15 protein-coding genes, 1 other RNA gene and 1 pseudogene are annotated in these 19,291 nt (G+C 32.1%); 8 read left to right on the top strand and 9 right to left on the bottom strand.

The window, feature by feature from the left end:
* From AMD28_RS15525 to AMD28_RS15515, 3 genes and pseudogenes are all read right to left on the bottom strand, one after another.
* Positions 1-1,881 (bottom strand): annotated as a pseudogene (locus AMD28_RS15525) (hypothetical protein); the annotation flags it as partial.
* Between the two features lie 40 nt (positions 1,882-1,921).
* Positions 1,922-6,016, bottom strand: coding sequence for a hypothetical protein (locus tag AMD28_RS15520; protein ID WP_055445033.1), 4,095 nt, complete (start codon positions 6,014-6,016; stop codon positions 1,922-1,924).
* Positions 6,017-6,026: 10 nt separating this feature from the next.
* Positions 6,027-6,509 carry a hypothetical protein gene (locus AMD28_RS15515; RefSeq protein ID WP_055445032.1) on the bottom strand — a complete coding sequence of 161 codons (483 nt, stop codon included), beginning with the start codon at positions 6,507-6,509 and terminating at the stop codon, positions 6,027-6,029.
* A gap of 336 nt (positions 6,510-6,845) precedes the next feature.
* On the opposite strand from AMD28_RS15515, the gene AMD28_RS15510 reads away from it, so the two are divergent.
* From AMD28_RS15510 to AMD28_RS15490, 5 genes are all read left to right on the top strand, one after another.
* Positions 6,846-7,331 (top strand): SixA phosphatase family protein, encoded by a 486-nt coding sequence (locus AMD28_RS15510; protein ID WP_055445031.1) that lies wholly within the window; start codon positions 6,846-6,848, stop codon positions 7,329-7,331.
* 71 nt (positions 7,332-7,402) lie between these two features.
* A complete protein-coding gene (ppk1, locus tag AMD28_RS15505) occupies positions 7,403-9,460 on the top strand; it encodes a polyphosphate kinase 1 (RefSeq protein WP_055445030.1) in 2,058 nt (685 codons plus the stop codon).
* Positions 9,461-10,366: a Ppx/GppA phosphatase family protein gene (locus AMD28_RS15500; RefSeq protein WP_055445029.1), complete on the top strand. Its 906-nt coding sequence runs from the start codon at positions 9,461-9,463 to the stop codon at positions 10,364-10,366.
* Positions 10,367-10,532: 166 nt separating this feature from the next.
* Positions 10,533-11,066: a porin family protein gene (locus tag AMD28_RS15495; protein WP_055445028.1), complete on the top strand. Its 534-nt coding sequence runs from the start codon at positions 10,533-10,535 to the stop codon at positions 11,064-11,066.
* Positions 11,067-11,128: 62 nt separating this feature from the next.
* Complete coding sequence (locus AMD28_RS15490; protein WP_055445027.1) at positions 11,129-11,656, top strand: porin family protein; 528 nt, start codon at positions 11,129-11,131, stop codon at positions 11,654-11,656.
* Positions 11,657-11,731: 75 nt separating this feature from the next.
* On the opposite strand, the gene AMD28_RS15485 is transcribed toward AMD28_RS15490, so the two are convergent.
* Genes AMD28_RS15485 through dnaX form a run of 3 tightly spaced genes read right to left on the bottom strand, consistent with a single transcriptional unit; the run spans position 11,732 to position 14,571 of the window.
* Positions 11,732-12,313 (bottom strand): MiaE family protein, encoded by a 582-nt coding sequence (locus AMD28_RS15485; protein ID WP_055445026.1) that lies wholly within the window; start codon positions 12,311-12,313, stop codon positions 11,732-11,734.
* 1 nt (position 12,314) lies between these two features.
* Positions 12,315-12,869 (bottom strand): hypothetical protein, encoded by a 555-nt coding sequence (locus tag AMD28_RS15480; protein ID WP_055445025.1) that lies wholly within the window; start codon positions 12,867-12,869, stop codon positions 12,315-12,317.
* Positions 12,862-14,571 (bottom strand): DNA polymerase III subunit gamma/tau, encoded by a 1,710-nt coding sequence (gene dnaX / locus AMD28_RS15475; RefSeq protein WP_055445024.1) that lies wholly within the window; start codon positions 14,569-14,571, stop codon positions 12,862-12,864. Before dnaX ends, AMD28_RS15480 begins: the two co-directional genes overlap by 8 nt.
* Positions 14,572-14,948: 377 nt before the next feature.
* On the opposite strand from dnaX, the gene AMD28_RS15470 reads away from it, so the two are divergent.
* Entirely contained in the window at positions 14,949-15,530 is a 582-nt protein-coding gene (locus tag AMD28_RS15470) for a hypothetical protein (RefSeq protein ID WP_055445023.1), read from the top strand.
* 139 nt (positions 15,531-15,669) lie between these two features.
* The gene (locus AMD28_RS15465) at positions 15,670-17,028 is read left to right on the top strand and encodes a DUF2971 domain-containing protein (RefSeq protein ID WP_055445022.1); all 1,359 of its coding nucleotides are present in this window, start codon (positions 15,670-15,672) and stop codon (positions 17,026-17,028) included.
* A gap of 435 nt (positions 17,029-17,463) precedes the next feature.
* On the opposite strand, the gene AMD28_RS15460 is transcribed toward AMD28_RS15465, so the two are convergent.
* Positions 17,464-17,670, bottom strand: a complete 207-nt coding sequence (locus tag AMD28_RS15460) for a helix-turn-helix transcriptional regulator (protein ID WP_055445021.1) — start codon at positions 17,668-17,670, stop codon at positions 17,464-17,466.
* The gene (locus AMD28_RS15455; protein WP_055445020.1) at positions 17,660-18,142 is read right to left on the bottom strand and encodes a hypothetical protein; all 483 of its coding nucleotides are present in this window, start codon (positions 18,140-18,142) and stop codon (positions 17,660-17,662) included. Before AMD28_RS15455 ends, AMD28_RS15460 begins: the two co-directional genes overlap by 11 nt.
* Before the next feature lie 243 nt (positions 18,143-18,385).
* On the opposite strand from AMD28_RS15455, the gene rnpB reads away from it, so the two are divergent.
* Positions 18,386-18,698, top strand: an RNA gene (gene rnpB, locus AMD28_RS15530) — RNase P RNA component class A.
* Positions 18,699-18,749: 51 nt separating this feature from the next.
* Here rnpB and AMD28_RS15450 read toward each other — a convergent pair.
* A complete protein-coding gene (locus AMD28_RS15450; protein WP_055445019.1) occupies positions 18,750-19,277 on the bottom strand; it encodes a hypothetical protein in 528 nt (175 codons plus the stop codon).
* Between the last annotated feature and the right edge of the window lie 14 nt (positions 19,278-19,291).

The raw sequence follows: 19,291 nt of genomic DNA, 5'->3' as shown, positions 1-19,291 counted from the left end.
ATCTACAGAGGTGTCTGTTACATCTGCACAAACGCTTAAGTCTGGACCAATAGAATCGTTAAGTGTAAGAATAGCAGTAAGTGTTGTTGCATTATCACAATCATCTTCCACGGTATAGATTACAGTAATAGTACCACCAAGTCCACAAGTGGAAACCAGGTTAGTAAATGCATAGTTTGAAGTTACATCAAAAACAGCATCTGTATCACAGCTATCTGTACCACAAGATTGAAGTGCAAGTATGTTAGCAGCATTCCAATCGTTAGCGATGGTTTCATTATTTGTTCCATCACACTCGATAGTTTCATCTACCACAGTACAAGACGTTAAGTCAGGACCAATAGAATCATTAAGAGTAAGTGTTGCAGTAAGAATCGTTTCGTTATCACAATCATCCGCAACTGTATAAGTAACTAAGATTGTACCACCAGCGCCACAAGTGGAAGCAAGGTTAGTAAATGTATAATCTGAAGTTACATCAAAAACAGCATCTGTATCACAAGAATCAGTACCACAAGATTGAAGTGCAAGTATGTTAGCAGCATTCCAGTCGTTAGCGATGGTTTCGTTATTTGTTCCGTCACATTCAATCGTTTCATCCTCTACAGTACAAGCTGTAAGGTCAGGTCCGATAGAATCGTTAAGAGTAAGCGTTGCAGTTACTGAAGAAGTATTTAAACAATCATCGGTAGCCGTATATGTTACTTGAATAGTTCCACCAGCACCACAAGTGGAAGCAAGGTTAGTGAACACATAGTCCGAAGTAATTGTTACATTAATATCATCTGCACAAGCTTGAAGTTCTGCAATGTTATCTGCATTCCAAGTATCTGCTAAAGTTTCGTTATTATCTCCATCACATTCAATCGTTTCATCTACTACATTACAAGCAGTAAGATCTGGACCAGTAGCATCACCGAAGTTTAGTGTTACTGTAATTTCTGAAGTGTTTCCACAATCATCAGCAACGGTATAGGTAACAGGAAGTGAACCACAAGGACCACAAACCACATTTAAGTTGTTGAAGTCGTAATCTGAAGTTACGGTATAAAGACCATCTGCATCACAACTATCTGTACCACAAGATTCCAGAGCTAATAGGTTAGCTGCATGCCAAGCATCAGCGATTGTTTCATTTTGATCTGCTGTACAATCTACAGAGGTGTCAGTTACATCTGCACAAACGGTTAAGTCTGGACCGATAGAATCGTTAAGTGTAAGAATAGCAGTAAGTGTTGTTGCATTATCACAATCATCTTCCACGGTATAGATTACAGTAATTGTACCACCAAGTCCACAAGTGGAAACCAGGTTAGTAAATGCATAGTTTGAAGTTACATCAAATACAGCATCTGTATCACAAGAATCAGTACCACAAGATTGCAGTGCAAGTATGTTGGCCGCATTCCAATCGTTAGCGATGGTTTCATTATTTGTTCCATCACACTCGATAGTTTCATCAACAACTGAACAAGACGTTAAGTCAGGACCAATAGAATCGTTAAGTGTAAGTGTTGCAGTAAGGATGGTTTCGTTATCACAATCATCCGATACGATATACGTAACTAAGATAGTACCACCAGCTCCACAAGTGGAAGCAAGGTTAGTAAAAGCATAATCTGAAGTTACATCAAAAACAGCATCTGTATCACAGCTATCTGTACCACAAGATTGTAATGCAAGTATGTTAGCAGCATTCCAGTCGTTAGCAATAGTTTCGTTATTTGTTCCGTCACACTCGATAGTTTCATCTACCACAGTACAAGCTGTTAAGTCAGGTCCGATAGAATCGTTAAGAGTAAGCGTTGCAGTTACTGAAGAAGTATTTAAACAATCATCGTAGCCGTATATGTTACTTGAATAGTTCCACCAGCACCACAAGTGGAAGCAAGGTTAGTGAACACATAGTCCGAAGTAATTGTTACATTAATATCATTGCACAAGCTTGAAGTTCTGCAATGTTATCTGCATTCCAAGTATCTGCAAGAGTTTCGTTATTTGCTCCATCACATTCGATAGTTTCATCTACTACATTACAAGATATAAGATCTGGACCAGTAGCATCCCCGAAGTTTAGTGTTACTGTAATCTCTGAAGTGTTTCCACAATCATCAGCAACGGTATAGGTAACAGGAAGCGAACCACAAGGACCACAAACCACGTTTAAGTTGTTGAAGTCGTAATCTGAAGTTACGGTATAAAGACCATCTGCATCACAGCTATCTGTACCACAAGATTCCAAAGCTAATAGGTTAGCAGCATGCCAAGCATCTGCAATGGTTTCATTTTGATCTGCTGTACAATCTACAGAGGTGTCAGTTACATCTGCACAAACGGTTAAGTCTGGACCGATAGAATCGTTAAGTGTAAGAATAGCAGTAAGTGTTGTTGCATTATCACAATCATCTTCCACGGTATAGATTACAGTAATAGTACCACCAAGTCCACAAGTGGAAACCAGGTTAGTAAATGCATAGTTTGAAGTTACATCAAATACAGCATCTGTATCACAAGAATCAGTACCACAAGATTGCAGTGCTAATATGTTAGCGGCATTCCAATCGTTAGCGATGGTTTCATTATTTGTTCCATCACACTCGATAGTTTCATCTACCACAGTACAAGACGTTAAATCCGGACCAATAGAATCATTAAGTGTAAGTGTTGCAGTAAGAATCGTTTCGTTATCACAATCATCGGATACGATATAAGTAACTAAGATTGTACCACCAGCGCCACAAGTGGAAGCAAGGTTAGTAAATGTATAATCTGAAGTTACATCAAAAACAGCATCTGTATCACAAGCATCTGTACCACAAGATTGAAGCGCAAGTATGTTAGCAGCATTCCAGTCGTTAGCGATGGTTTCGTTATTTGTTCCATCACACTCGATCGTTTCATCAACAACCGTACAAGCCGTAAGGTCAGGACCGATAGAATCGTTAAGCGTAAGCGTTGCAGTTAGAATAGTTTCGTTATCACAATCGTCAGATACGATATAAGTAACAAGGATAGTACCACCAGCACCACAAGTAGCAGCAAGGTTCGTAAAAGCATAATCTGAAGTTACATCAAATACAGCATCTGTATCACAAGCATCTGTACCACAAGATTGAAGCGCTAATATGTTCGCAGCGTTCCAAGCATTTGCTAAAGTTTCGTTATTTGTTCCATCACATTCTATAGTTTCATCTGCTACACTACAAGCAGTAAGATCTGGACCAACAGAATCATTAAGTGTAAGTGTTGCAGTTACTGAAGCTTCATTACCACAATCATCAGAACCTGTATAGATTACTTCAATAGTACCACCAGAACCACAAGTAGAAACAAGGTTTGCAAAATCATAATTAGAAACAACAGTATAGGTTGCAGTCACATTACAATCATCTACAGGGCATGTTTGAAGTGCTAAAATATTAGCAGCATTCCAATTGTCAGCAATAGTTTGGTTATCTGTACCACTACATTCTAAAATTTCATCTGTAACCGAACAATTAGATAAGTCAGGACCAACAGAATCATTAAGTGTAAGTGTTGCAGTAATAGAAGACTCATTACCACAATCATCAGAACCTGTATAAATAACTTCAATAGTACCACCAGCACCACAAGTAGAAATAAGGTTTGCAAAATCATAATTAGAAACAACAGTATAAGTTGCAGTCGCATTACAATCGTCTACTGGGCAGGTTTGAAGATCCAAAATATTAGCAGCATTCCAATTATCAGCAATAGTTTGGTTATCCGTACCATTACATTCTAGAATTTCATCTGTAACCGAACAATTAGATAAGTCAGGACCAATAGAATCGTTAAGGGTAAGAGTTGCTGTAATAGACGCTTCGTTACCACAATCATCAGAACCTGTATAGATTACTTCAATGGTACCACCAGCACCACAAGTAGAAATAAGGTTATCAAAATTATAATTAGAAACAACAGTATATGTTGGAGAAGTATTACAATCATCCACAGGACATGTTTGCAATGCTAAAAGATTAGCTGCATTCCAATTGTCTGCAATAGTTTCATTGTCTGTACCATTACATTCTAAAATTTCATCTGTAACAGAACAGTTTGAAAGATCCGGAGGAGTATTATCCTCAATAGTAAGTAAAGCAGAAGTCGTTGTTGTATTTCCACAAGAATCTGTTGCAGTAAAAATCACAGTTGAAGATCCAGCGGCACCACATTGATTTGCTGAAAATCCGGTAAAATCATTAGTCCAAGTAATAATACAATCACCAACAACAGATGCATTTCCTGCAGTTGCTAACCAATCATTTACAGCTGTTGTATTTCCAGCACCATCACATTCGACAGTAAGGTTTGAAGCTGCACTATCTATTTCAAGAGAAGGAATAACAGATATTACTATAGGTTCTGATATTGGGTAAGCAATACATGGAGCTTGTTGATATCCACTATTAAATTTTATGAAAAATGGACTTTGTGAGACTGCACCAGTACCTGTCATTAAAGCACTTGATAAAGAAATTATTGGGCTACAGTTTGGAGGATTAAAAGCTTCACAATTGTTAGACGCTTCTACTTCAAAGGATAGTGATGCTAAAACATCTGTTAAATTTATAGCTTCAGGTAAATCACCAAATTGCCAAATAATTCCTCCGTTAGTACCAAAAGACGCATCAAAATAAGGAGATGTAGTGGTATTAGCTGGAGCAATTACTTGCGATTGAATACTTCCAGGAACAAAAACACCAGTATCTGGAACAGGAATTTGTATTAAAAAGTTTTCTAATGCTTCATTACCATTATTATGAATGTCAATATCAAATTGTACGGTTTCACCTGGATTAATGGTATAAGGTTCCGTTACAGATGCATCACCATTTATATTGTTTATTGCAATTTGACCATCTAAAGAAGGAACAAAGGCATCAATTGCCATAGCAATATTAAAAATAACATACGTATCTTGAATAGATCCATATCTAAAACTAGTATTAGTAGCTCCATTATCAATAATATCATTATTTGCATTATTAATATAAAACATACTAATATCTAAACCAGTATTGTTTGTTAGATTTGGATTTCTAGTATTACCTCCCGTTTGAATGGAAGAATTAAAAAAGTTTCCTGTTGAATTTCCCGAATGCGATAAGGGTGTCCATTCATCCAGAAGCGGGATTAAACTAGTGTCTATAACACCATCATTATCTTTATCTTCCCATATTTCTAAGTAATCTCCAGAAATTCCTCTATCACCTTCACCTGCAATTACTCCTAGTTTTACATTTACAGGACCGTTTTGTATTGCATTAAAACCACTAACATCTAATTGATTACTTGTTGTTTGAGAACCTACTAAATAGGCGTAACCATCAAAAACAGTAACATCTCTCCATTCCATTAAATCATTTTCGTATACCACTACTAAGGCCCAACCACCATAATAACCAGTACTACCACCATTTCCTGTAGATATTTCTACGTTTCCGGTAAAATATTGACCTGTACCATTTGCTTTTACAATATCTGTAACTTCCGCGTAAGCAGCATACATATTATTATCACCAGGGAAATATATATTATTAACATCGGCAACAACATCTTCATAAGTTGTTTGATTTGCATGTTTAAATTTAACACTACGTTTTGCTAACGTTACAGCAGAACTAGAAGTTCTACCTGTCCAATATAAACCTGCATATATAATATTAGAACAATCTTCAATAGCTCCATTTTCGTTACTAAAATTTAAATTAGCAGAAGAAGAATTGGTTGTGCTAGAATCCCCATCAACATCTACAGCAATCATAGTATTATTACTATTAGTAGTATTAGTACCGTAATTTTGTAGCGTTAAATTGGTGTTACCTATTAAAGTGAAATCCCCTTTAATACTATAAACCGTTTGACCAGGAGTATCATCCGCAGTTCTTTGCGTAAACGGAACTCTAACCTGACTGTAAAGATTATTTAAACTAAAAAAGCATAGACAAATAAGGACTACTGCTTTTATTAATGGATTAGTAAATGTTTTCATAGTCTATGTTTTAAGAAGCTAATTGTTTCGTGTAAAATTGTTTTACATGAATCGGTAAACAATTAATTTTTTGTAATTCACTATTATTTTTGATTTCTATTTGATATCTAAAGTAGATGTATTTTAAATTGTCAAACTGTTTTAGTTTAGAGCAGTCTATGGTGTCTAAATTAAAATTAGGTGTTAAAATATCTATAATTATCATTTCAACAGAACTGGAGAAATCTAAGGATGTATTTAATTCTTCAATATCACTACTTGTAACACGAATTAACTTTATACCATTTTTAGAGTTATAAATTTTCGTGTTATTTTGTTCTAAGTAAGCAACTCCAATTTCCGCTTTAGTAGCTAAATTTTTAAAGTCTTCTAGAGAACTACTTTTCATTAATTGACTATTCTCAAAATCGGAATAATCGAGTTTAACTAATTCTTGTGTAAAACCAATTTGCGATATAAGAGATACCACAAGTAATAAGATTACTTTTTTCATAATATTAAAATCTTAAATTCTTTAATTTATTTAAGTTACATTGTAACTAACAATGTTTTTGACTCTTATTTTATTTTAAAAGTCACTTTGTTAAATTAAAATAACCAAAATGCAAAGCATTAGAATAATCTTTAGAGAGGGAAGTACATTAATTTCTTAATGTGTTTAGATTAAGTTTAATTATTAAATTTGGGTTATTAATTAATAGCTTATATAACAAATTAATAGCGATTTTCTATTTTCATCAAATAAAAGTGCTAAGTAACTCAAAAATTCGACAAACTGAAAAACGATTACATTTAATCGTTAATTTATAATATTTTAACGAATACAGAAATGAAAAAAATTACCATTATTAGACATGCAAAATCATCTTGGGAACATCCAGTAATAGATTTTGAAAGGCCATTGAAAGAGAGAGGGTTAGAAGATGCCTTTTTAGTTTCATCTTATGCAAAAGATAAAATTATTTCTCCTGATTTAATACTATCCAGTGACGCAATTAGAGCTAGGTCAACAGCAGACATATTTATAAAAAAATTAAATTTTCAATCTATTGATTTTCAGACAAATAACAAATTGTATGATTTTGCCGGAAACGATTTAATTCAAGTCATAAAAAGTTGTGATAATGCCATTAACCATTTAATGATTTTTGGACACAATTTCGCCATTACTTCCTTTGTAAACACTTATGGTTCTGTGGTATACGACAATGTTTCCACGAGTGGTTTGGTAAGTATTGATTTTGATATAGATACATGGCAAAATCTAACTACAGGAAAAACGGTTTTAAAAATTTTTCCGAAGGATTTAAAATAACATAAATCTATTCGTTTTTGAACTAAAAAAAGTATAAATTCATTTATATTTGTTTAAGAAAATACTACTAAATGACGAAACCTGAAAAATTAAATAATATTTATATTAATAGAGAAGTTAGCTGGTTACAGTTTAACGCTAGAGTTTTACAAGAAGCAGAAGATGAGGATGTTCCGTTGATTGAACGCTTGCGTTTTTTAGGAATTTTTTCTAATAATTTGGATGAGTTTTTTAAGGTAAGATATGCAACAGTAAAACGTATTGTTGAAGCTGGAAAAGGAGGTAAAAGTGAGCTTGGAGGAGTAAAAGCTAGTGAGTTATTAGAAATTATAACACAAATAGTTATAAAACAACAAAGTGAAAGTTTAAAAATTTTAAATGTTATTCAAAAGAAGTTAGAATTAGAGAACATTTTTGTTATTAATGAAACTCAAATTAACGAAGAACAACATCAGTTTATTAAAAACTATTTTATTCAAAAAGTAAGTCCTGCTCTTGTAACTATTGTACTTAATGAATTTGTAGAGTTGCCTAATCTTAAAGATAGTGCAGCATATCTAGCAGTAAATATGGTGCTTACCAATAACGAAAATCAATATGCTTTTATTGAAATTTCTAAAGCTATGGATCGGTTTATTGTTTTGCCAAAACAAGAAGACAAAAACTACATTATTATGGTAGACGATTTACTTCGTTATTGCCTAGATGATATCTTTAATATTTTTGATTATAAAAGCATTACTGCGCACATGATTAAAATTACTAGAGATGGAGAGTTAGATTTAGAAAGTGATTTAAGTAAGAGTTTTATTGAGAAAATTTCCGATAGCGTTAAAGACAGACAAATAGGGGATCCTGTTCGTTTTGTTTATGACAAAACCATAGATAAAAAAACACTTCAATATTTCATGACTAAAATGGATATTGAAAATACAGATAGTATTATTCCTGGTGGTAGATACCATAATAGAAGGGATTATATGGACTTTCCTAGTTTAGGAAGAACAGATTTACTTTACGAAAAGATTGAAGCTTTACCAATAAAAGGGCTAAGTCTCGAAAAAAGTATTTTTAGTGAGATTGCTAAAAAAGATTATCTGCTATATGCACCGTATCATACTTTCTCTTATATCGTTAAATTTTTACGAGAAGCAGCATTAGATCCTGCAGTAAAAACCATTAAAATTACCATCTACAGACTAGCACAAATATCGCATGTTGCAAGTTCTTTAATTAACGCAGCTAAAAACGGAAAAAGAGTTACTGTATCTATAGAAATTAGAGCAAGATTTGATGAGCAAGCAAATATAGATTATGCAGAACAAATGGAAAAAGAAGGTGTAAATCTAATCTTTGGAGTTCCAGGTTTAAAAGTGCACAGTAAAATGTGTGTTATAGAACGTCAGGAAAAAAATAAAATCGTTCGTTATGGTTTTGTTAGTACTGGGAACTTTAATGAATCTACGGCAAGAATCTACACCGACTACACTTTATTTACTACCAATCAAAAAATTCTAAAAGATATTAATAAAGTGTTTAGTTTTTTTGACACTAATTATCGCGTGTTTAGATATAAGCATATTATTACATCCCCACATTATACAAGGTCGGCATTTTTTAAATTAATTAATAAAGAAATTGAAAATGTAAAAGCTGGAAAACCCGCGTATATAAAGCTTAAAATGAATAGTATGTCTAGCTATAAAATGATAGATAAATTATACGAAGCTAGTAGAGCAGGTGTAAAAATTCAATTAATAATAAGAGGGCTTTGCTGCTTAATTCCTGGTAAAAAAGGAATGAGTGAAAATATTGAAGTTATTAGTATTATAGATAAATTTTTAGAGCACACAAGGCTGTTTGTTTTTTGTAATAATGATACTCCTAAAGTATATATTTCTTCTGCAGATTGGATGACCAGAAATATTGATAATAGAGTAGAAGTCAGCTGTCCTATTTATGACGAAGAAATAAAACAAGAACTTATTGATACTTATAATATATGTTGGAGCGATAATGTGAAAGCAAGAATTTTAAATGCGAACCAAAACAATAAATACAAACGCAATAATAAACCAAAGGTTCGCACTCAATTTGAAACGTATAAGTATTACTTAAATAAACAATAAATGTTATCTATAAAAAAATACGCGGCAATAGATATTGGTTCCAATGCTGTACGACTATTAATAGCAAATATTATAGAAGAAAAAGGGAAAGCTCCGCGGTTTAAAAAGAGTTCTTTAGTGCGTGTACCCATTCGTTTAGGTGCTGATGTTTTTATTAAACAAAAAATATCTAAAGAAAATACCAAGCGCATGCTAGATACTATGCAAGCTTTTAAATTACTAATGCAATCGCATAAAGTAGAAAAATATAAAGCATGTGCTACTTCAGCAATGCGAGAAGCTGTGAATGGAGAAAAAATATCGGAACTAATTCTAGAGCAAACCGATGTGAAAATTGACATCATTGATGGTGAAGAAGAAGCGGCAATTATTGCTGCAACAGATTTACATGCATTTATAGATAAAAATAAAACCTATCTATATGTAGATGTTGGTGGAGGAAGTACCGAATTTACAGTAATAAGAAACGGAGATTTTATTACTTCAAAATCTTTTAAAATAGGAACCGTAAGACTATTAAATGATATTGTTAAAAAGGAAACGTGGTACGAACTTGAGCAATGGATAAAAGAAAAAACAGCTCCTTATGATAAAATAGATGTTATAGGTTCTGGTGGTAACATTAATAAAATATTTAAGATCTCTGGTAAAGCATTTGGTAAACCATTAACGTATTTCTATTTAACTAGTTATTATAACATGCTACAAACGTATTCTTATGAAGAACGTATTACCGAATTAAACCTAAACCAAGATAGAGCAGATGTAATTATTCCTGCAACTAGAATTTATTTGTCGGCAATGAAATGGAGCGGAGCAAAAGATTTGTATGTTCCAAAAATTGGTTTGGCAGATGGTATAATTAAGAGCATGTATTATGACACCGTTTCTAGTAATATACAGTAGAAAATTGCTTTTTATCTTTTAAATGTTTGAATTTTAGTATTTTAATTTATATTTATCCGACAAATAATAAAACGTATAAACTAATTTATTTTTGAAGGTTCTTGTATTCAAATCTTAGATGTAATACCGAAAAACTTCAGACCTAATTAATAATAATCGTATCCAAATGAAAAAATCAATACTAATTTTAACACTTTTATTCAGCTCTTTTTACGGATTCTCTCAAGAAAAAGATGTGCTTTATGGTATAAGAGGCGGACTGAATATTTCTAATTTAGATTTTGATCCAGAACCAAATTTTACAAATGAACACAGAAACGGTTTTGCTTTTGGTTTTTTTGGCGAATTAGATTTAACTGAAAAAATATCCTTGATGCCAGAACTTCAGTTTTCTGCCGAAGGTGCTAAGGAAAAATCCATACGTATTGATTATATTCAAGCACCAATTCTATTTAAATACAGAATTACAGATAAAATAGCTGCAGGAGCAGGACCTTTAGTAGGAGTTAAAATTCATGAAGAAAACGACGGATTTAAAAACTTTGGACTTTCTGGTATTGTTGGAGGAGAGTATATGATTACTAGTGAGATTTTTGTAGATGTAAGATACAGTTATGGTTTTACCAATAAAATTGATAAAGAATCCGATTATAAAGTAAAACAAACCAATATTCAGTTTGGTGTTGGTTATAAAATTTAATTTTATTCTTTTCTAAACATTTTTATTATTACTTTCGTTCCTTTAATTTTAAATTATAAACAATGAGAAAAAATTTACTTTTAGCAGTCTTTTTATTTACAGGATTTTTTATGCAAGCGCAGAATGTAACTTCTGGTATACGTGTAGCAGTTAACATTTCTAATTTAGATTTTGAGCCAGATGCAACTTTTGGTAATACGCATAGAAACGGATTAGCAATGGGAGCTTTTGTAGATTATGCTTTTTCAGATAAAATATCCATCATGCCAGAATTAATGTATTCTGCTGAAGGAGGAAAAGAAGAAAACCTAAGGGTAAACTATATTCAATTACCAATTACTTTACGTTACCATATTGGTGAATTATCTATAGGTGTTGGACCACAAGCAAATTTGAAAATTTGGGATTACGAAGATGGTTATAAAACATTTAACTTCTCTGGAGTAGCAGGATTACAATATGATATATTGGAAAATCTTTTTCTAGATGCAAGATTTAGCTATGGATTTGGAAACATTTTAGATGATAATGTTAATGATTTAGAAGCTACAAATTCTACTATTCAATTAGGTATTGGATTAAAAATATAAGTACAATTACACCATATAAAAAGCCTTCAAGATTATTCTTGAAGGCTTTTTTATTTTATATATTTTTATGAATGTTTAACCGTGTATACTTTCGCTTTTGCTTAAATCTTTCATGATTTCAGCTTCGTAATCTAGTAAGCCTTGCCATTTCTCATCTACTTCTTTTCGGTCGCCATATTGTCTTGCAAAGCCCAAAAACATAGTGTAATGATTGGCTTCACTAACCATTAAGTTTTTGTAAAAAAGAGCTAGTTTCTTATCTTCTAATTCTTCCGATAATAATCTAAAACGCTCACAGCTTCGTGCTTCAATTAAAGCCGCATAAAGCAGTCTATGTACCAACTGTGTCGTTCTGCTTCCGCCTTTAGGAAAGAACTTTAAAAGCGCAATTACGTATTCGTCCTTTCTATCTCTACCAAGTATCCAGCCTTTTTCAAGAATGATATCATGTACCATTTTAAAATGGCTAATTTCTTCTTTAACCAAAGCCACCATTTCCTGAACCAAATCGGTGTATTCTGGAAAACTTACAATTAGTGAAATTGCCGTACTGGTTGCTTTTTGCTCACAAAAGGCATGATCTGTAAGAATATCTTCTATATTCTTTTCTACAATATTTACCCAACGTGGATCTGTTGGTAGTTTTAATCCTAGCATATTAATTTACTTCTTCAAATATTAATCCTTTTTCATGAAAACTAAATCGAAACAACCGTTGTTTTTTAGATTTCGGATTTTCATATTGCAACACAAGAATAGGAAATCCATCTTCGTGATCCATATTATCTAACCAAAAATCTGCAACTAAATAGTCGGCAGCATCGTTTTTATTAAAAATATTATTCTCCATTAAGAAGGCTTTGTCAATGGTATTATTAAAGATTTCTTTACTGTCTTTAGAAACTTTTATATCTATTAGAATGTCTCTGTAATAGGTTTTTAAATCGGTACTATCTGTAACAATAACGCCGCTTTCCATACTAGAATAGAACTTAGTATGCATTTGGTAACCGTTACTAAATAGGGTATCAGTGACATTTTCAAAATAAGATTCTGGAACCGTAGTAATAGCACCACTAAAAGTATCTAATGCTTTATTTTCTATTAAATCTTGCTGTGTAGTGCGATGCTTTTTATCTCGTCCATCGCAACTAGAAAGTGCAATTGCAAGGAGTAAAAAGAGTAGTGGAAGGTGTTTTTTAAAACTAAACATCTAAGTCGAAAGTTTTTCGGAGTAATTCTATATTGGCATTTTTCTCCATTAATTTCTCAAACTTATCCTGGTTGGTATAGGCGTATTTTTTCTCCAATTGTTCGTTTACGGTAACCGATAAATTAATGTCATAATTATTCAGTTGTTTTCTAATAAAACCTAATAAAGGATATTGCTGACGCTCTATTTCTACCTTGTTTGTAGCATTTGGATATTCTACATGTATGGTGGTTCCCGAAATTTTTGGTTTGTCTATTGATAAAATGGAAGCTAAATTATACTGTCCTTCTGCTTCAATTTTCTTAACAAAAGCATACCAAGCTTCAATGGCAGCTTCTTCTGTAAACGCGTCAGATGGTAAGTCTTCTTCATCAAGAACAACATCCATTTGTTTAATTTGGTGTTCTTTTTTTAGTCGAATACTTTTTAAAGAAAGTCCGGAAGCCCTATTTTTCTGTTTGTTTAAAAGAATGCTTGGCGCTTTTTCGGTATTTGTATTTGTAGCAACAGGTTTTGGTGCAGTCTCTGCTTTCTTCGGAATACTTTTTTCTTCCGCTTTAGGTCTTTGTACAGGAATTGGTGTTATTCCTTTTTTTACAAAGTAGGAAGCAGGAATTATGTAGTTTTTGCTATTTTTTTTTTCTCCATCAAAAGTGATAGAGGCAAGCTGCATTAGAGTTAGTTCGACGAGTAGTCGCTGATTCTTACTAGTTTTATATTTTAAGTCGCAATCATTAGCGAGTTCTATTCCTTTTAGCAGAAAGCTTTGCGAAGCTTTTTTACTTTGGGCTAAATACTTTGCTTTGGTTTGCTCACCAACTTCTAGAAGCTCTATTGTTTGTTCATGTTTACAAACCATTAAATCTCTAAAATGACTTGCTAGTCCTGCAATATAATGATGCCCATCAAAACCTTTAGATAGCGTAGTGTTAAACTGCACTAATAATTCAGGAATCTTGTTTTCTAAAATAAAGTCGGTACTCGTAAAATAGGTTTCGTAATCTAAAACATTTAAGTTTTCGGTTACTGCTTGACGCGTTAAGTTTTTACCAGAAAAACTAACCACTCTATCAAAAATAGAAAGCGCATCACGCATAGCTCCATCAGCTTTTTGAGCAATAATATGAAGTGCATCATCTTCGGCTTCTACACCTTGTTCTTTAGCAATGTATTTTAAATACCCTTTCGCATCTTTAACCGTAATTCTCTTAAAATCGAAAATCTGACAACGCGATAAGATGGTTGGTATAATCTTATGCTTTTCGGTAGTTGCAAGAATAAATATACAATGCTTTGGTGGCTCTTCTAAGGTCTTTAAAAAAGCATTAAAAGCTGCTTGAGATAACATGTGTACCTCATCAATAATATATACTTTGTATTTACCAACTTGTGGCGGAATACGAACTTGATCTGTTAAACTTCTAATATCATCTACAGAGTTGTTAGAAGCTGCATCTAATTCAAAAATATTAAAAGCAAAATCTTCATCTGGTTTTTCGGTACCATCGCTATTAATCATTTTAGCAAGAATACGTGCACAGGTTGTTTTACCAACACCACGAGGACCTGTAAATAATAATGCTTGGGCTAGATGATTGTTTTCTATTGCATTAAGTAAGGTGTTTGTAATAGCCTGCTGACCCACAACATCTTTAAATGTTTGGGGTCTGTATTTTCTAGCTGATACTACAAAGTGTTCCAAGGTAACTTAATTGTTTTAGCATCTTAAAATGCTAGTTAATAAATAGAATAACAAAGTTAAAAATTACAATTAGAATTGTGGGTTTTAGACTTAAAATTTAATAGGAGTTATTAACAAAAAGGAGGTGAGATAAGGACTTAATAGATTGTCTTTATGCTATCTTTTTGGGAATTAGCTTTGTGTAGGATAACGTATCTTAAAATCAAAGCATGTATTAAATAGAATCTACTCGTGTATGTATCGATTTGTTGTTTTAAAAAATGGTTATATTTACGAGATAACCACAGCAAAAAAATCACCATATCCTGATTCGTTTTAGGGATATGGATAAAAAAAGGTTGGATATAACGAGTTAGGCAACATTTGAAATCATCGAATTGGAAAATAATCAAATCAAAAAGTATCTATTTAAAATAATCTCTGACAAGTATTTTGTAATAGATAAAAAACCAAACCTTTTAGATAATTTTAAACACCTAAATAAATTTAGGTATTACGAAGCTAAACTTTCAAGTTTTCCAAAATATTCCAAAAAGGAATCTACTCACGGATTGAAATTTGGAGCAAATAGAACTTATTGGATTATAATTTCATTTTGTTTGTTAATATCTGCAAAATTATTCTATGATTTTCAAAATGGTTCCAATTGGAAGTTGAGCGGAATGTTAATGATACTTAGCTTTTTTTTATTTGTTATAATGTTTTTTGGTTATAAACTCTTGGTTGACTACCCAATACTTGAGATAAAAAAAGACAAATTGGTTTACCGTAAAAAAGAGGAAATATTGTGGGACAACATCGTTTTAGTTGGAATAATAATAAATCGCTCAGGAAAACCTCCTTTTGAAAAAAGAATTGTGATTGGAACTAAACAAAGACAGATTAAAGAACTAAAAGTTTCAATGTTAGATTCTAATATTCAGAATATAGTAGATATAATATTAAAAAACGTTGCCTAACAACATTTATAATTAATGGCTAGTTCAGGCTTGCTTACGAAAATCCTTGCGGATTTTCTATTCGGTTTTTATTTGCTAAATTAGTTACTTAAACACGCCACTAATCATACACGAGACCGTTGTAGGTAATTAAAAAAAAATGAGAGTCTTTAAATATAGAGGAGGGAATTTTGAGCGAGATTTAGGGTCTCTTGAAAGAAATTTTTATTGGTCACCTAAATTTGATGATTTAAATGACCCTTGCGAAACACTTATAAATACAGACCCTTTTAAGATACAATCCAAAACTTTTGCTAAACTATTCAGTAAAGAAAAATCAGAACAGTTTTTAGAAGTTGAGAAAGCTCTTCATAACTTATTCGAAATAAAGAAAAAAGGAATTGGTATATACTCTCTATCCAAAACTTTTAAAGATGAATTACTTTGGGCTCATTATGCAGATAGTCATAAAGGCTTTTGTATAGAATATGATTTAGAATTATTAGCCAATAGCTATAAATCATTTGAGACATTTTCTTTTCCTGTTATCTATAACAAAAAACCACCTGAATATAGCATTAGGGATATAAACAATACCAAAACTGAACAAGTTGTACAGAAATTAGCAGGTTACAAGTCGAAAAGATGGAATTATGAACAAGAACATAGAATAGTTACAGGATTTTATGGAGAACATCCTTATAATCCAAATTGCCTAAAATCAATTTATTTTGGTTTAAATATGAAAGAATCTGAAAAAGATTTAATGATGGAAAGACTAAAAGGTAGAAATATTCAGTTTTTGCAATTAATACAAAAAAATAATTCTTATGAATTCGATGCTATCAAGCTTAATGATTTAACAAAAGAAAGACATACTTATCTTAAAGAAATTCCATCTGAAATTACGAAAGGCAACTCAATCAAATTTGAAATTAATGTTACGTTTTTTATTAGAGAAGGAAATGCAAGAGTTGAAATTGAATTAGAATCAAAAGCTGAAAGAGACCACCTAGATTGGATTGCTCAACTTTTGAAAAAAGATATGTTTAAAAATATAGAAAAATTATTTATTTCTTACATCCTTAAAAACAATTCAAATAATGAAGGTTATTGGGCGACAAGCACTTTCGAACAAGACAATTTAAAAACCCAAATAAACGGATTAACGAGTGAACAAGAAAAATCACTTATAGATAGACTGAACAATGAAGAACGAAAAACTCTTGGAAAGTGGATTGACGAAACACCTTATGTTAGTAGTAGCTTAATTCTTTTAGAAGAGGATGGAGAATTTCATTTTGAGACTTGCTATCACGATGGAAGTAATTCATCAAATAAAGTCAGAGCTACAAAATTAAATGGAGAAACTAGATATGATGATTGGGAACCTAATATTCACGGAGAATATTTTTTAATCAGTGAAAATGGAGTATTAAATTTTTGTTCAGAAGATGGAATTTTTAGAACAATACAACCTTTTGATAAAAATAACTACCTACAACATCGCATAAAATAATGTGTAAATTAGTACTTAAACAAAGAACAGTACACTTTTACTACTTCTAATTTTTCTTCAGCAAACCCTCACATACAAAACCATTGCTTCTTATACCTAAACGTTTTATAAAGTAAAGAAGCGCGTTAGCAGCTATTAGAAAAAATTATAGAAGGAATTGGTTTAAAAACAATTGCTAATAATGATATAGCACCTATTTGGGATTATCCGAATACCTATATTAAAAGGATTATTATCTGCCGGTCCAGCAGCCAAAGCTATTGACAATAGTGGTTTTGAAAAAGTTCACGAAACAATGACAGAAGCCATAAAACCACATATTCAAAATGATGGTCGCGTACTGTATACTAATAAATGGAGAGTTGTTATTTGTGAGCAATAGGAATAATAACTACTTCCGCTAATGCATATAGAAATCTGTTGGCAGCAATAAACCTAATCCCAATCGGAATCTTCCAAAGTGAAGATTTCACTAATTTCGACTTCAAAAATTTGAGCTAATCGTAAAGCCAAAACTGTGGATGGAACATATTTACCTAATTCCATAGCATTAATTGTTTGCCTACTAACTTTCGCTAATTTAGCTAAGTCAGCTTGCGTAATATTTTTTTTTGCTCTTTCTACTTTAATACTATTCTTCATAATGAGCTGACTTTTTAAGTTTAGAAATTTGCCAATTAAATCGGATTATGAAAAATAATAAAACAGTGAACATATTGAATATCATAACCCATAAAAAGGAAAAGTCGAAAATAAATATAAATGAAAGTAGAAGAATTACATAATTAACATACACTGCCCAAACTAAAGACTCTAATCTTATTTTGGAGATATATTCGTCTTCCGATTTTTCTTTAGAAAAAGCGACAAATAAGGAACTAACAATAATTAAAATTCCAAGAATCTCATTAAGGATATTGTTGTTTACCATTCCAAAAAGTCGTTTACTATCTGTAAATGAAATTTCATTAACAAAAATTGCAGGAACATTAAAGTCTAAAAAGGAAGGTTCATACTCATAAATAAGCGTTATTAAACCAATAATAGCGGAAGGAATAAGGATAAGCCAACCAATTTTCTTGAACTTATTCGGAAACAAATAATTTATTTTCATAATATTCGGATTGAATTCCTTACAAATGTAAAAAATATAATACTATTAGTCAAGTAAACTTTACTTTTAGTTAGAATTATCTTACTTATAGCATTTCTAATATGAAGATTAAAATCCAAGTTTACACCCAGTAAATTACAAGATGGTACTACCTAATTTTAGTAATATGGATACATAGAAAAACTTCCAAAATAAAAAACCTTTTCCTTGAAAAACATAAAATTGTTTGTTGTAATTTTGCAGCAAGTATTTCGCCTTATCGCTATTTGGAGCAATCCAGATGGAGGAAAGTCCGGACACCATAGTGTAACAAAGTGGTTAACAGCCACCAGTCGTGAGGCTAGGAAAAGTGCAACAGAAAGTATGTACAGGTAATGCTGTAGTGAAACCAGGTAAACTCTTTGTGGTGCAATGTCATGTAAACTAATGTTTGAGCGTACACGCGCGATGTTAGAGGGTAGGCAGCTAAAGTGTATTGGTAACAATACACGTAGATAAATGATAAGGATCTCGATGTATTGGGAAACAAAATCCGGCTTATAGATTTACTTAATCAAACATGCCCTTTACGTGAGTAAAGGGCATTGTTTTTTTGCTATAAAATCAATTATTCCTTGGGAGGAATTACTTTATATCCTAATGATTTAGCAATGGATAGATTATCAAAATATATTCTGCTTCTGTTTATTTTTCCGTCGCTTACTCGTGCTGTTAATTGATAGGGAAGCTCCACGTGTTTTCCGTTTTGAGTAAAACTGTAAGTTCCCCATTGTGAAATCCAATCGCCTTGTAAATCGCCTTGCAGAACTCTAAAGGTTTGGGATACAAAGCCTACTTTTTCATTGCTACGTACTTGGTGCGTTTCTGTCCATGCTTTAATTGTTCCTTGTTTTGAAATAGAGTCGTTAGGACCAGGCCCATATCCAATATATTTTTCGGATAATAAGTTTTCTGCTTCTAGCATTTTATTATTAACTAAAGCATTAACATAGGCGCTTACCACTTCTATATCTTTTTCAGCTTCTGGATTCTCTACAACGAGATCTTTATATCTTGGGGAATCGCCTTGTGAAAAGGAAAGTTGACTACTTATTACAAGGCATAATAAGAGTAGTGAAAGTTTTAAGGTTTTCATAATTTATGTTTTTG

The organism is Lacinutrix himadriensis (assembly GCF_001418105.1).
Taxonomy (GTDB): domain Bacteria; phylum Bacteroidota; class Bacteroidia; order Flavobacteriales; family Flavobacteriaceae; genus Oceanihabitans; species Oceanihabitans himadriense.
The sequence above is the reverse complement of the archived record's forward strand: the minus strand, read 5'-3'. Positions and strand labels throughout refer to the sequence as shown.

Excerpts from the sequence above, each read along its gene's own strand:
- AMD28_RS15510 (WP_055445031.1), top strand. The coding sequence starts at position 6,846 with ATGAAAAAAATTACCATTATTAGACATGCAAAATCATCTTGGGAACAT.
- AMD28_RS15515 (WP_055445032.1), bottom strand. The coding sequence starts at position 6,509 with ATGAAAAAAGTAATCTTATTACTTGTGGTATCTCTTATATCGCAAATT.
- AMD28_RS15480 (WP_055445025.1), bottom strand. The coding sequence starts at position 12,869 with ATGTTTAGTTTTAAAAAACACCTTCCACTACTCTTTTTACTCCTTGCA.
- AMD28_RS15490 (WP_055445027.1), top strand. The coding sequence starts at position 11,129 with ATGAGAAAAAATTTACTTTTAGCAGTCTTTTTATTTACAGGATTTTTT.
- ppk1 (WP_055445030.1), top strand. The coding sequence starts at position 7,403 with ATGACGAAACCTGAAAAATTAAATAATATTTATATTAATAGAGAAGTT.
- AMD28_RS15495 (WP_055445028.1), top strand. The coding sequence starts at position 10,533 with ATGAAAAAATCAATACTAATTTTAACACTTTTATTCAGCTCTTTTTAC.
- AMD28_RS15450 (WP_055445019.1), bottom strand. The coding sequence starts at position 19,277 with ATGAAAACCTTAAAACTTTCACTACTCTTATTATGCCTTGTAATAAGT.
- AMD28_RS15485 (WP_055445026.1), bottom strand. The coding sequence starts at position 12,313 with ATGCTAGGATTAAAACTACCAACAGATCCACGTTGGGTAAATATTGTA.
- AMD28_RS15455 (WP_055445020.1), bottom strand. The coding sequence starts at position 18,142 with ATGAAAATAAATTATTTGTTTCCGAATAAGTTCAAGAAAATTGGTTGG.
- AMD28_RS15520 (WP_055445033.1), bottom strand. The coding sequence starts at position 6,016 with ATGAAAACATTTACTAATCCATTAATAAAAGCAGTAGTCCTTATTTGT.
- AMD28_RS15465 (WP_055445022.1), top strand. The coding sequence starts at position 15,670 with ATGAGAGTCTTTAAATATAGAGGAGGGAATTTTGAGCGAGATTTAGGG.
- AMD28_RS15500 (WP_055445029.1), top strand. The coding sequence starts at position 9,461 with ATGTTATCTATAAAAAAATACGCGGCAATAGATATTGGTTCCAATGCT.
- AMD28_RS15460 (WP_055445021.1), bottom strand. The coding sequence starts at position 17,670 with ATGAAGAATAGTATTAAAGTAGAAAGAGCAAAAAAAAATATTACGCAA.